This window comes from Rhodanobacter panaciterrae, from assembly GCF_014651895.1.
In the GTDB taxonomy this organism is placed as follows: Bacteria; Pseudomonadota; Gammaproteobacteria; order Xanthomonadales; family Rhodanobacteraceae; genus Rhodanobacter; species Rhodanobacter panaciterrae.
On the sequence record NZ_BMXT01000001.1, the window covers coordinates 424,220 to 438,269 of the forward strand.

Consider the following 14,050-nt stretch of genomic DNA (forward strand, 5'->3'; position numbering starts at 1 on the left):
TGGGCCTCACTCATCGCAAGCCCGGCAAGTCGTGCAGCTCGGTCAGTGTCTCGTTCAAGCGCCCGCCGATGTTCAGCGTCTGTAGACGCTCAAGTGCAGTGCGTGCGTCAGCAATGCGATTTTGCGCCACCAGCATGCGGACCAGGGTAACCTGGTATGCGGGCTCATTCGGTGCTCCCTTTATGGCCTGCTGGAACATTTGCTCACCCAGGTTCTTGTCGTCCAGCACGTTCCAGGCGTAATCGCCGTAAGTGGCAAACAAACGGGCGCTGGGGTTGGGATGGAGGATCGCGGCGTGGAAAGCGTCGATCATGCGGTCCCTAGGTAGGTCGCAATGTTGTTCGCGGTTGCACTGGGTCAGTGCGACCAGCGAGCTTTCGTCCTGTACGCCAGGTTTTCGCGCCTTCAGTTTGGCGATCATGCTGGTCCACCAGGCGTCCTTCAACGGCAGGTGCATGCGTGAGTTCATGAAAATCAGCGCCTGCTCGGGCAGGATCGACGCATCCGGTAGCGCGGCGGAACGCTCCAGCGGAGCATAGGCCAACTGTGTGAACGGGGAGGTTGGATCGTAGTGCGAATTGATGATGTAGGTTCGGCCCAATTCGTATTGGGCGCGTGGCGATTGCGGCGCGCGGCTGGCCAGGTCTTCGGCGAGTCGCAGGGGGTTGCCCCAGGAATGGGCGGTGAGCGCGGTCGATGCCGTCCAACACAGCATCAAACCAGCCAGCAGCACATAGCGCGGCAACGCCATCGGCAAGGTGCCATCGGTCAGAACAGCTTCAGTCGCTACCCAGAGAGCTGGTGCCTGCTCGACTGCCTCAGTCGATTGTGGAAATGCAGCCGCGGATGAAGCCACTCCAACAGTGGGTCTCGATGGAGCAGCGAGCAGCGGAATGATCGCCAGCAGCAGACCGAAACTGGAGAAGTAGTTGCGATGTTCATAGATCAGCTCCAGTGGCAGGATCGTGCCAGTGAGCAGTTGAGAGCCGAGGAACAACGCAATGCCGAGTGCGGCCAAGGGGTAGCGTCGGCGCAGCCAGATCGTCAGAGCGATCAGAGCGCCAAGAAACACTATGCTGGCCAGCGTAGTCCATGGGGTCAGCAGCCCGATCGAGATGTGGAAATTGTCGTGATAGAACGACAGCGCAGCCGGCGTCGGCAGCAGCGTCCACACGATGTAGTCGACGATAATGCGCGACTCGCTGAACAGGCGCGTGGCCAAGGTGAAATCCCGTGTAGCCCAGACTTCGGAGTTGAATATGCCGGGCAGTAGCCACGCCAATCCCAACACCAGCGGCAGTGCCAGCACTAGCAGGAACAATGCGATGATGCGTCGGTCGCGGCGCCGTGCTGGGGGCGCTTCGGATGCTGTAGCCGTGGCGGTGTCTTGGGGAAGCTGAAAGCCGAACAGGATCCATTCGGTCAGTAAAGCATACAGCGGCAACATCACCGCCGTTTCCTTGGCCAATATGCCTACCGCTGCCGGGATGGTGATGCTGACCAGACAGAAGATGAAGCCTTGGCTGCTGGACGAAAAGCTACCCCACCCCAAATCTCTCCTGGGAGCGAGGGAGGGGGTGGAGCGGAGAGTAACGGGCATCCCCAGCATGCGGCGGCGTCCGGCAACATAGCCGATTAAGCCCAGCAGCACGAACAGGTTGGCCATGCTCTCCATGCGCTGCACCACATACAACACGCCGGTCAGGTTGATCGGCAGCAACATCCAGCCGGCGGCAACAAGGGCGGCGATGATGCCGACCGTCCGTGCTCCGGCGTCATGGGGCATTTCGGTGCCTGATGAAGCTCCCACAACGGAGTGCGCCTTTTTGCGGACAGCAACTTGGATTAGCGCCTGGGACAGCAAAAACACAAGCAATCCGTTCAGCAGATGGATGACTAGGTTGGTGAGCTTCATCCAGTAGGGATCGAGCCCGCTGGCGAGGTAGTTTGCGGCGAAACTCAGCGAAGCCAGCGGCCGCTTGAATTCGCTCGCGGGCGAGGACAGCGCCGCGCGCACCAGCGAGGACACGCTGGCGTCATGCGGCTGAACGCTAGGATTGTCCACGATGTTGGGGTAGTCATCGAACAGGTAGGCGCCCGACAATCCCATGCTGTAGATCGCGGTGGTCAGCACAAGTGCCGACAGCAGAAGCCACCAGCCCGCGCGAGTGGGGCCGGTTCTGGCTGGAGTGATGGCTGATGCGTTCATTCGTGGGTGGCAATCTTGGCTTGGGCGTCCTGACGCAGTGTATCGCGCAGTCGCCGAATCTCCCTCGGCCAGTAGTCCTGCTGCTGCAATACCCAAGCGTGTAACCATGGCATACCGTTGGCGGGCGGCGCTTGTTGCGTTTGCAATTCGCGATAGCGATCGAGGTGGGCCAACCCTTCCTGCGGATAACCCGCGGCGCCGAGCAGGGCGGCCTGATTCAGCGCGGCGCCTGGGCGCACGTCCCAGGCGAGTGCGGCGTTGAAATCGTGCAGTGCCGCTGCCGGATCATGTCGAGCCAGGGCAATGTGGGCCTTCAGATACAACAGATCCTGATGACGGCCGTTCACTTCAATTAGCTTCGGGTTGTCCAACCCTGCGTCCAGCAGACTATCCAACGCAGTCAGGTCGAGGCCGTGGCAACGACTCTGCGTGGCAGCTTCGATACTCGAGTCGAACCAGTGCACCAGCAGAGTGCCGGGATCGCGCGTGTGGAAGATGGCTCGGCGAGCCAGCTCAAGATCGCTGGCTGGTACGCTACCAAGCATGCAGTGCGCGCCGATCAGGTTGAAACTGAGCTGTACCTGATCTGGATCGATGGGCAGCGCTGCGGTCAGGCGAGCGACGGCCGCCTGCGGTTTTCCAGCAGCCATTTCGAGCAGAGATGCGTTGGCCTGTGCGCGGGGCGAGCCGGGATTGAGTCGTGCCCACAGCAAAGCCTGGTCGTGAGTGTTGCCCCATAGCACGGTGCTGGCATGGGTCATCAAGGCCAGTCCAGACAGCAGCACGAGAGCTAGCGCACCCTTGAGCAATGCTGCCGATACGGGCTTGTTCGATGCAGCCTTGGGCGGCCTTGTCGGGCCAATGTGGCGGCTCAGGGGATGGATGCCTACCAGCCACAAGGCCAGCGGCCAGAACATCAGCATCGCGGGCAGGTAATTGCGATGCTCAAAGTAGAGCTCGAGCTGCAAAGTTGTGGACTCCATCGCCTGGCCGACGAAATAGAAAAGGATCGCCAGCGCGACGGCAGGAAACTTCCTGCGCAAGCACCAGGCAGCTACTATCAGGCCGAGCACGGCGAGCACCGCGGGTAGCGTGGTCGCTGGCGACCACAGCGACGTCGAGGCTGACACCTGGTCATTGAACAGGCCTGGTGTAAACGAGCGCGGCAGCCACAGCAGATCAAGATAATCCATCAGCACGCGTGGCTCTGTCAGCAATCGCTGACCCATGGTCCAGGGTCGTAGTGCCGATACACCGTGGACAAACCCGCTCCATCCGGCGTGCAGCAGGTAAGCGCCGAGCAGCAGCGACGGCAGGCCGGCCAACAGCTGCATGCTGCGGCGATAAGCGGGTGGCAGTTGCCTGGAGCCTGCAGTGGACAGTGCAGGCTCCAGCTCGTGCATTGCGGGGTTGGGTCGCTGCAGCCAGATGTACTCGATCACCAGGGCCAATGCTGGCAGCAGGGCGCCGTTGGCTTTGCTCAGTACGCCAAGTATGGTGCAGCCGCCCAGCCCAGCCGCGATCCAGCATAGTCCGCGGCGCGGGTGGCCATGCAGCATCGCGTGGCGCCCGCGCAGCCATAGCAGCAGGCCGAGCAGGGTGAAACTGGTGGGCAGCATTGCCTCGCGCTGCACGATATACAGCGTGGTCGAGACGAGAAGAGGGTGCAGTAGCCAGAATGCGGTACCGAGCACGGCGGCAAGATCGTTGCGGTCATGTTCGGCCGGCGCGAGCGATTCACGGCCAAGCCGACGCAGCAGCAGGGCCAGCAGCACCCCATTGAGCAGGTGCAACAATAGGTTGGTGCGCTTGAACGGATACGGCGCGGCTGGCCAGTCGCGTGCGTCGAGCAAGAAACTCAGCAATGCCAGCGGCCGGCCGGTGGGGTCGGCCGCGCCGGAAGTGATGTAGCGAAAAAACGTGGCCAAGTTGTCCACTGGTCCACTGGCGCCCAGCGACGGAAGGTTGCCGAAATCATCGAAGAGGAAGCCGCCGTGCAGGCCCGGAGCGTAGCTCCATGCGGCGAGTGTGAGCAAAGCGCCGGCCAGCAATAGGATTGCCAGCAGAGGATGGCGGAATGACATGGAAGCCCCGACCTAAAAGGAGAAGGGCCGCACTGGGCGGCCCTTCGGGTCATCGCAAAAGCGATGTGATTACTGACGGCAGGAGGTTGGCAGATACTTCGTAGCAACAGTCGTAGTGGTGCCCTTGCAGGTCCATTCGATCGAACCGGCATGCGTGATTGCCGAAAGCCCGAAGAACTTCCCAGAAAGAGCGGCGTTAGCCGAATTGCCATACGCTACTTTGATAACGCCATTCGTGGAACCATCAGTAGCACCTGTAGCGACGCTAATAACATACTTGCCTACGATATTGGTTTTGGGCGCGAGACCTGCCGATGCGTTGGATCCTGGGAAGTTGCCGGTATTTGAGTAGTACTCGGCAATCGCGGTCTTGGCGCCGTCGGCCAGCACGGCACCTTCCGACACCTGCGAGCGGACTAGATAATCCTGGTAGGCCGGAATGGCGATGGCGGCGAGGATCGCAATGATCGCAACCACGATCATCAGTTCGATCAGGGTAAAGCCTTTCTGCATGTTCTTCATGGTGGTTCCTCTGTATTTGGTTAGCTAACCGTGTGATGCCCCCTGAGCCCCAGTCCCGTATCCCCCTAGGCGGGAACGGACCCCATAACTCATGGTCAGGAACGACCAGGAAGCTCGCGGCAGAGTCAAGCAGCTTGTGTGCCACAACTGCCGCAGGTGTATTCCCGCATAAATGTGGGCTTCTGGATTGTGCCTAGCGTCACGAAAGGCTGCAAGCGTGCTCTATTGACTCTGGCAATTGCAAAAGGTGTGCTCGTTGTAGTTGCCCCCATGCTGCCATCCTTAGGCAAATAGTGACGTTTTTTGTCAGCTTGTTGCCCGAAGATAGTGTTTCCGAGGTGCTCGCCATGGTTATTGTCGGCAAGTAGTCGGTAGGTATTTTCCGTCCAGCGTGCTTGGAGTACATGTCCAGGCGATACTGCCGGCATGACTGATCGGCGACAGCACCAGATACTGGTTGCTGATTTGGCTGTTGGCTTTTGGCCCATTGAATAACACTTTGATGACGCCGTTAGTCACGTCGACACTGGAAACGTAGCTACCAATAATGGACGTATCCTTGGCTATGCCGGCACTTTGATTGCTGGGTGGGAACTCCCCCGTATTGGAAACGTAGTCCCAAACCGCTGCCTTGGCTCCACTGGCCAGAACCATACCCTCGGACACTTGAGCTCGAATGAGGTAGTCCTGATACGCCGGGATGGCAATGGCGGCGAGGATCGCGATGATCGCCACGACGATCATCAGTTCGATCAAGGTAAAACCGGCTGAAATGCGCTGGCGCAACATGGTGGACTCCCCTGAAAGTACACCATGACAGGCACGTTTTGTACCAACCGCGGTTTAGTGGTGTGCGTTTCATCACGCTTGCAGCATGTTATCGCGATGATCTATGCCTGATACCCTCTATGTAGCGGTGGCGGTGGCTTGTTCGCTGGCGCTTGTGTCGCAACCAAGTGGTAATTCCATAAAGAGTAGTGGTGGCCAGCAGCATCTCAAATGATCGGAATGGTATGGAGTAGCGGGGCTCTGCCTGCAATGTGGTGTAGACCAGTGTTGCGAACGTCAACAAGCAGATCACCGAGACCAGCGAGGTGTGGCCGGCTTGCGTGCGCTGTCCGCGCAAATTGCGTTGGCGTAGCCACGTCATCGGCAAGCTTGCCAATGCGAACAGCATTAGCAACAGGTTGATGGTATGGCAAATCGCGGCCAGTGCGATCCAGGGTGGACTGATCTGGAACGGTGCGTTTTGGGTCGGGTAGACGTAAAGGTCGCCTTGCCCGATGACGACATCCCAACCCCATAGCTCTCTCGGCTTTTCAAGGAAGTACCAGGCGGCATAGCGCCAAGGATGCCGGCCAAAACGCTGCATGATTGTTCTGGCGCCAGCCATGGGCGAGTCTAGTAATGCGGTGTATTCCACATCGACGGCATGCAGCGTGTCGCGTGTGTTTGCTTGCGTGGCGGCATCGCCAAATATTGAATTCCGATACATGTCGTGGTAAGTCGGCCATGCACCCTGTACGAAGTTCTGCAACGCGCGGTCTTTCGACGAGTTGCCGGCGATTGGGGCGGGGATCTGTATGTTGCGGATAGCCCAAGCCCCAGGCAATAGCAACGCCCCCACTGCCAGCGCTGCGCAAATTTTTCGGAGTGCAAGTTTACGCCACACCAGGAAGCCTGCCAGCAAGACTCCGAACGGGAGCAACATGGCATTGGTCAACGCTGCCGCGCCCAGTGTCAGACCCGCGGCGGCTGCCCACCACAGGCTTTCGCGCTGGCATGCTCGAGCGAATAACAGCAGCCCGAGCGCACACAGAAACCCGAACAGTGTCTCGGTGAGCAGATAGCCGTTGATGGTGATGCTATGCGGCCACACGGCCATTAGCAGACCACTGGCGATGGCCCAACGTGTTGGCAACCAGTGCTTCCCCAGTTGGGCGGCCAGGGTAACGGTCAGCGCCCCAAGCAACGCCTGACACAACAAGATGGCGGCATACCAAACGTCGCCCGCACCCAGCAGCTTCATCCAGAGCGCTAAAAAAATAGGGTAGCCGGGGTCGCGAAAGTTGTCAGGGTTGAGTAGTGCGGCATTCGGCGCGTCTTTGGCGAAGACCCCGTGATTTGCCAAGTTCCACGCATATGCGTAGTACTGCGTGGCATCTCCACGCACCGGGTTCAGCACCAGCGCGTTGCTTACATAGTACCAGCGCAGAGCAAGTGCCAGCAGGGAGATGGCCGACAGCGCCAACAGCCATTGCCAATGTTTTTCGGAGGTGGGGGCGGGGGTGGCCATACGTGGCTATCTGCAGTTGTCCAGATGCCGAGTATGCATGACCTTGTCAAATCGGCGTAGTAGTAGCCGTTGCCGCTTGAGCGAGCTGGTGTGATGTGAGAGGCAGAGCGTCTTGATATGGCACATACGGTGCGGAGCGGTGAAGTCAGCGTGCTGATCGATAGGTCCAGAGACTGTGCAGTGCAAAGGTGATTGGCGTGACCAGTGCGATCACAAGCAATATTCCGATGCGGTAGTCCAGATGTGCGCCTTCGGCGGTAGCGGCTATCGCCATGGTGGCGAGACAACCGAACAGAGAGATGCCTACATAGCGCAACAGGGTTCGGTGACTCATTCGGCTGGAAAAACTCCAGAGAGTATTAGTGGTGTAGGAAAACATGGTCGCGGTCAGAAATGCGATCGGATTGGCTACATACGGGAGCATGCTCAGCCGGGTGATCAGCGTCACAGCGATAACCACGTGGATGCCGGTTGCCATCAATCCGGTGATGCCGAATCGCATGAGTCGCCTGAACCAGGGTGGCCATTGCCATCTTTCATTTTGCACGGACAATGCCCATCAGCGAGACGCCGGCAGGAAGGTTGAACCTCGTCAGCATACGCCGTTCGCTGGAAAAAATAGCGTAGAGGGTCGAGTTGATGAATAGTGATGGGGTTTCCGTACCGGACGATCTTTTGCGCGAGACGATTCGATCCTTCAGCCGTGCCAGTACCGCAAGCGGAAGCAGAAGCGTGTTGAAATAGGTGACCCTGTCAACGTGCAGGCCACTCTCGTTGAAAACCCGGCGCAAAGTTCGGGCGGTATAACGGCGCTTGTGGTGCAGGAAGACATCGTGCTCGCTCCGCAGCCACTGATATGCAGGTACGGTGATCAGCATCCGACCACCCGGCGCCAAGTGTTTCCGAAGAGCGGTAAGCGTTTCCACGTCCTCATCGATGTGTTCGAGTACGTCGAACATGCAGATGAGATCGAACTGCTCGCCCGGGAAAGGTATGTTGTCCGGGCAGTTGCCGGCACGTATGGTGAATCGGTCAAGGGTTTTCTCGGATGAAAGTTTTCTGGCGTTGTCATCCATTTCGAGGGCGCTCACGCTTCCATGCAGTGACAGCATCATCAGATTGCCACCGGTTCCCGAGCCTACTTCAAGAATGCGCGCGGGGTGTGTCAGCCCCATTGTCTCGATGATATGCCCGAGGATTTTTCGGCGTGCGCGGAACCACCAGTGTCTGGATTCCAAGGTTGCCATTTCCACATAGGCCTCAGGGTTCACGACTACCACCGTAGATCTGGCGCACGATATACACCGGTCGTTGCTTTGACTCGGTGTATATCCGGCCGATGTATTCACCCAGAATCCCAACACTCAGCAGTTGCAGGCTTCCAAAAAACAAGATGGATACCAATAACGAGGCGTAGCCGGGCACGTCGATACCGTAGATCAGCGTTCGGGTGACAATGAATATCAGATAGACAAGTGTCAGCAACGTACTGAACGAACCGATGTAGGTCCATATACGCAGTGGCACGCTGCTGAAGCTCGTGAACCCCTCAAGAGCGAAATTCCACAATTTCCAACCGGTGAACTTGCTTGAGCCTGCCGCCCTTGCCGGACGCGTGTAGTCAAGTACTTCGGTTCGAAAGCCGATCCACGCGAACATGCCTTTCATGAACCGTTGTCGCTCAGGAAGGAGCTTCAAAGCATCGACCGAGGCGCGGTTCATCAATCGAAAGTCGCCAACGTTGTTGGGTATTTCCACATGCGAGACGCGATTGTGAATCTTGTAGAATAGGTTTGCGGTACCGCGCTTCGCTATCGAGTCGCTGTGGCGGTCAATGCGCCTTGCCAGCACCACATCAGCACCAAGGCGCCACTTTTCAATCATCTTGATGATCAGTCCGGGCGGGTCCTGAAGATCCGCGTCCATGGGGATAACCGCATCGCCCACCGCTGCGTCTAAGCCTGCGGTCAAGGCTGCTTCCTTGCCGAAGTTTCGGGACAGTTCGATGATCTTTACCCTAGGGTCGGATCGTGATGCCGCGAGTAGCCGTATGAGTGTGTCGTCCTTGCTGCCATCGTCGATGCATACAATTTCGAATGCCACAGTGTTGATGCTTGCGAGCGTCGAGGCGATGGTTTCAAAAAATGCCTCGACAGCTGCTCCCTCGTTATAGAAGGGGACAACCAGCGACACAACGGGACTTGCTTGCATATCGATACTCATTCTGGCGGTTCAGTGTGGCGTCCCACAGCACAGCCAAATGGTAGCGCACTGTCTCGCACTCGCGCCGGGAGTTCGGCGCTTAGATTGTTAGCAGTGGTACTTCTGAAGTCATAGACAGGTGTCAGGCGCTGCGCTTCTACCCTTGACGTCGGGATTAAACTTGCTTGATCCAGATTTGACGCTTACCGTCACGCTTTCAACCTAGTAGGAACCTCCCATGAAACCTCTGATTGCCGTGCTGCTGCTTGCGTTGATGGCTGCGCCTGTGATGGCGGGCGATGTTGTGGACACCACGTTCGTCAAGACTGAGGGCGTGCATGCGTTCAACGTGCGCGATCTGGTGATGATGGATCGGGTCAGTGATCCGCAGTTGTCGCCGGACGGGCGTTATGCCGCGTTTGGCGTGCGCAGCACCGATTACGCGGCGAACAAGGGTGTCAGCGCGGTGTATGTGCTGGATCTGAGCAAAGATGGCCAGCCGGTGAAGGTGGTCGACAAGGGTGGTTCGGCGCGCTGGTCGGCGGATGGGCGCAGCCTGTATTTCGTGGCGCCGGCCAAAGGTGTGGCGCAATTGTGGCGGGTGGATCTGGGTGGCAAGGGTGGCTTGGATCTGGCCAAGCATGTGGCGCCGGTGCAGGTGAGTCATTCCGTGCTGGATATTGGCGGTTACAAGCTGTCGCCGGATGGCAAGCAGGTGCTGTTGTCGTATGAAGTGTTCACCGATTGCACCACCTTGGCGTGCACCCATCAGCGCGTCGAGGCGCGCGACAAGGACAAGGCCAGCGGTACGTTGTACAGCAAGCTGTTCGTGCGGCACTGGGATACCTGGGCGAATGGTCGGCGCAACCAGCTGTTCGTGGCCAGTTTCGACGGCAAGGGGCAGCTGGCGGCCGAGCCGAAGCTGCTGAGCCGCGGCATTGATGGCGACGTGCCGAGCAAGCCGTTTGGTGACGAGAGCGAGTTCGCGTTTGCGCCGGATGGCAAGAGCGTGTATTTCGATGGGCGCATTGCCGGTACCAGCGAGCCGTGGTCGACCAACTTCGATGTGTACAGCGTGCCGGTCGATGGCTCGACCCTACCTAGGAACCTCACTGCCGACAACAAGGCGTGGGATGCGTTTCCGGTGGCGTCGCCGGACGGCAAGACGCTGTACTACCTGGCGATGAAGACGCCGGGTTCCGAGGCCGACCGCTTCGCGATCATGGCGATGGATCTGGCCAGTGGAACCCGGCATGAAGTGGATCCGAGCTGGGATCGCTCACCCGGTGGCCTGACGATTTCCGCCGACGGCAAGACGCTTTACGTGACGGCCGACGACAACGGCCAGCATCCGCTGTTCGCGATCGACGCGGCCAGCGGCAAGGTCAGCCAGTTGGTCGGCGATGGCACGGTAGGCGGCTATTCGATGGCTGCCGGCAAGCTGCTGCTGACGCGCGATGATCTGAAGCGGCCGTCCGACGTTTACCTTGCCAGCGCCGACGGCAGCGGCCTGAAGCAGATCACCCATTACAACGCGGCCGATCTGAAGAACACGAAGATGGGTGACGCGGAGTTCTTCACCTTCAAGGGCTGGAACAACGAGACCGTGCAGGGTTATGTGGTCAAGCCGGTCGACTACCAACCGGGCAAGACCTATCCGGTCGCTTTCATCATCCATGGTGGCCCGCAGGGCGCGATGGAAAATGGCTGGAGCTACCGCTGGAATCCGCAGACCTATGCCGGTCAGGGCTTTGCCGTGGTGACGGTGAACTTCCACGGTTCCACCGGTTATGGCCAGGCGTTCACCGATGCGATTTCCGGCGACTGGGGCGGCAAGCCGCTGGAAGACCTGAAGCTGGGCTGGAAGGCCGCGCTGGACAAGTACACCTTCCTGGATGGCGATCGCGCCTGTGCCATGGGTGCCAGCTACGGCGGCTACATGACGTACTGGATCGCGGGCGTGTGGAACCAGCCGTGGAAATGCTTGATCGATCACGACGGCGTGTTCGATACGCGCGCGATGTACTACGACACCGAGGAGTTGTGGTTCGAGGAGCGCGAGAACGGCGGCACCCAGTACGAGCACCCGGAGAACTACGAGAAGTTCAACCCGCTCAACCACGTCAAGGACTGGCGCGTGCCGATGATGGTGATTCATAGCGGCAACGATTTCCGCATCCCGATCACCCAGGGCCTGGGCGCGTTCACCGCCATGCAGCGCCGCGGTATTCCCAGTCAGTTCCTGACCTTCCCGGACGAGAACCACTGGGTGCTGAAGCCGCACAACAGCGTGCAGTGGCATGACGCCGTCAACGAGTGGCTGAAGAAATGGACGGCCAAGGACGCGCCGAAAGCGGCGTCGAACTGATCCACCTCGTGTGATGAAAACGGCGGCCTTCAGGCCGCCGTTTTTGTTCGCACCTACCGCCGGATCACAGCCACTTCGCCCGCTTGAGCGCGAGGAAAATGGCGCCGACCACGCAAGCAACGACCGCGATGATCGCGGGGTAGGCCCAGGGTTGGCTGAGTTCGGGCATGTGGGTGAAGTTCATGCCGTACCAGCTGGTGAACAAGGTGGGCACGGCGAGCATCGCGGCGTAGCCGGCGAGTTTCTTCATCACCTCGTTCTGGCCCAGGGTGACCAGCGAGAGGTTGACGTTGATCGCGGCGTTGAGCATCTCGCGCATCGCGCCAATCGCCTCGTTGACCCGGAACACGTGGTCGTAGACGTCGCTGAAATACGCGCGCAGTTCATCCGGAATCAGCTTGGGATGCAGCTTCACCAGCTGGCTGATGACATCCTGCAGCGGCGCCACCGCGAGGCGCAGTGTCATCAGGTCGCGCTGCATGTCGTATAGCCGCCGCACCGTTCCGCGGTTGAACGTGGCAACGAAGATATCCTGCTCCAGCTTCTGCAGCTCCTCGCGGAAATCGCGCACGATCGGCAGCAGGTTGTCGACGATGAAGTCGAGCACGCTGTACAGCGCATAGCTGGGGCCCAGCGCGAGCAGGTGCGGCGCGTGTTCGCAATCGCGCCGTGCCGGTGCGTAGGACAGCGAGGCGCCGTGGCGCACGGTGACCAAGTAACGCGGGCCGAGAAAGATGTGCGTCTCGCCGAACGCGAGCCGGGTGCTGATCAGTTGCGCGGTCTGCACGACCAGGAACAGCGAATCGCCGTAAGCGTCGACCTTGGTGCGCTGGTGGGCGTTGTGTGCGTCCTCGATCGCCAGATCGTGCAGGCCGAATTCTTCCTGCAGTTTCTGCAGCAGCGCTTCATCTGGCTCGTGCAGACCGACCCATACGAACGTATCCGGTTGCGCCAGCACCTCGCTGATCGTGTCGAGGGTGATCTCGCCGATCCGGCTGCCGTCGGTCCGATAGGCGACGCAGTTGACCACCATGGGCTGGTCGGCGGTCGACGGCGAGATCGGTGGCGGCGGGGTGATCAGGTTCATGCGTGCATCATGCCCCGCCACGGAAGACCGGGCAATTACATGTCATCGTCCATTACCGATTTCGGCGCAGGCTCCAGGCCAGCGCCAGCCAGCACTGCAGCGCGAACAACAGCCATGGCTGGTTCTGTTGCACGCTGTCCGGCAGCAGGTGCAGCAGCACCGCGATCAGGATCGCCAGCAGTTGCAGCGCGATCACGCCGTCCATGAAGCGCGAGGCGGCGAAGCCGCGGCGAGAGCGCCATAGCGTCGGCAGCAGCAGGAAGGCGAGCGGGTTGAACAGCAGCAGGTTGGCGTTGGCCCAGGCCGAGTGGTGAGTGGTCAGCGTCCACAGCGCCAGCAACACCAGACCGATGATGCCGGCCGAGAACAGATACAGCGTGCCGAGCAGGGCGTAACCGGTCGGCCACCAGCGTCGGCTCGCTGCGGTCAATGCGGCAAGCAGCAGCCCGGCCAGCGCCAGCGGCAGGCGTAGGTCGGGTGCGGTAGCCGGCGGCACGTCCAGCCGGTTTGCCGAGACGAGTTGTTCGCTCTGTACAAGCGGCTGCAGTCCACCGTGGCCATTGTCGATGCGTACTTCGCGCAGTTGCACCTGCAGCACCTCGGGCAGAAAACTTTCCTGCCAGGCGCTGAGCGGCTGGTCGGCATACGGGCCCAACCCCAGGTCCATCAGCAGCATCAGCCATGGCTGCGCGCTCATCAGGCGGGCGGTCTGCTGGCGGAAGGTCATGCCGCCGGCGCGCGCGACAAGTTGGGTTTTCAGAACGCCGCTGAGCGCCTTGTCCAGCGCGTCGCGCACGCGGGTGGTGCAGTTGTCGGCGTAGTAGTCGTAGTTGTAGCCGGCGTTTTCCGGGCGCAGATTCCACAGCAGGAAATCGCGCAGCGCGCTGGCCTGCTCGGCTGTGAGTGCCAGTGTTTGGCGAGTGACCGAGCGGCCCGCTTCGACGTAGTAGCTCTGGTCAAGGTTGCTGGGCGCCGCGTCCATCAGATAGTGCATGCGGCCGCGGGCGAAATTGAGAAAGAAGTTTTTCTCGTCGAAATCGAACACGCCGTAGTTGAAGTTGATCGTTTCGCCCGACGCGCTGTCGCGCAGCTCGATGGCGTCGTGGCCGAAACGCTCCCAGTAGGTTTCACCGGGGCCGTAGGTGATCAGCGATACCTCGAGGTTGGCGCCGGGGGCATTTGCGACGCTGGCACGAGCGGGTAGTGCGAAGACCAGCCAGAGCATGACAAGGCAGAACGTGGAACCGATGTATCGCATGAATCCAACCTTGTCGTAGTGGTG

General features: G+C 59.8%; 11 protein-coding genes. 1 reads left to right on the top strand and 10 read right to left on the bottom strand.

Features of this window, described 5'->3' with window-relative positions:
- Positions 1-10 precede the first annotated feature (10 nt).
- The 8 genes from IE071_RS01905 to IE071_RS01940 all read right to left on the bottom strand — a co-directional run bounded on the left by IE071_RS01905 (position 11) and on the right by IE071_RS01940 (position 9,334).
- Positions 11-2,209, bottom strand: a complete 2,199-nt coding sequence (locus tag IE071_RS01905; protein ID WP_189439488.1) for a tetratricopeptide repeat protein — start codon at positions 2,207-2,209, stop codon at positions 11-13.
- Positions 2,206-4,293: a tetratricopeptide repeat protein gene (locus IE071_RS01910; RefSeq protein WP_189439489.1), complete on the bottom strand. Its 2,088-nt coding sequence runs from the start codon at positions 4,291-4,293 to the stop codon at positions 2,206-2,208. Before IE071_RS01910 ends, IE071_RS01905 begins: the two co-directional genes overlap by 4 nt.
- 69 nt (positions 4,294-4,362) lie before the next feature.
- Positions 4,363-4,815, bottom strand: a complete 453-nt coding sequence (locus tag IE071_RS01915) for a pilin (protein WP_189439490.1) — start codon at positions 4,813-4,815, stop codon at positions 4,363-4,365.
- A 351-nt stretch (positions 4,816-5,166) separates the two neighbouring features.
- The gene (locus IE071_RS01920; RefSeq protein WP_189439491.1) at positions 5,167-5,604 is read right to left on the bottom strand and encodes a pilin; all 438 of its coding nucleotides are present in this window, start codon (positions 5,602-5,604) and stop codon (positions 5,167-5,169) included.
- Between the two features lie 88 nt (positions 5,605-5,692).
- Positions 5,693-7,111 (bottom strand): ArnT family glycosyltransferase, encoded by a 1,419-nt coding sequence (locus tag IE071_RS01925; protein WP_189439492.1) that lies wholly within the window; start codon positions 7,109-7,111, stop codon positions 5,693-5,695.
- 145 nt (positions 7,112-7,256) lie between these two features.
- A complete protein-coding gene (locus IE071_RS01930; protein ID WP_189439493.1) occupies positions 7,257-7,613 on the bottom strand; it encodes a GtrA family protein in 357 nt (118 codons plus the stop codon).
- Positions 7,614-7,647: 34 nt separating this feature from the next.
- Positions 7,648-8,382 carry a class I SAM-dependent methyltransferase gene (locus IE071_RS01935; protein ID WP_189439494.1) on the bottom strand — a complete coding sequence of 245 codons (735 nt, stop codon included), beginning with the start codon at positions 8,380-8,382 and terminating at the stop codon, positions 7,648-7,650.
- Positions 8,372-9,334: a glycosyltransferase family 2 protein gene (locus IE071_RS01940; RefSeq protein WP_189439495.1), complete on the bottom strand. Its 963-nt coding sequence runs from the start codon at positions 9,332-9,334 to the stop codon at positions 8,372-8,374. Before IE071_RS01940 ends, IE071_RS01935 begins: the two co-directional genes overlap by 11 nt.
- A gap of 217 nt (positions 9,335-9,551) precedes the next feature.
- Here IE071_RS01940 and IE071_RS01945 point away from each other — a divergent pair, with 217 nt between their 5' ends.
- Positions 9,552-11,681 (top strand): alpha/beta hydrolase family protein, encoded by a 2,130-nt coding sequence (locus IE071_RS01945; RefSeq protein ID WP_189439496.1) that lies wholly within the window; start codon positions 9,552-9,554, stop codon positions 11,679-11,681.
- Positions 11,682-11,745: 64 nt separating this feature from the next.
- Here IE071_RS01945 and IE071_RS01950 read toward each other — a convergent pair whose 3' ends face one another.
- Both IE071_RS01950 and IE071_RS01955 read right to left on the bottom strand, forming a co-directional pair.
- Positions 11,746-12,768 carry a magnesium and cobalt transport protein CorA gene (locus IE071_RS01950; RefSeq protein WP_189439497.1) on the bottom strand — a complete coding sequence of 341 codons (1,023 nt, stop codon included), beginning with the start codon at positions 12,766-12,768 and terminating at the stop codon, positions 11,746-11,748.
- 52 nt (positions 12,769-12,820) lie between these two features.
- On the bottom strand, positions 12,821-14,026 hold the full coding sequence (locus IE071_RS01955; RefSeq protein WP_189439498.1) for a lipoprotein N-acyltransferase Lnb domain-containing protein: 1,206 nt from the start codon (positions 14,024-14,026) through the stop codon (positions 12,821-12,823).
- Positions 14,027-14,050 lie beyond the last annotated feature (24 nt).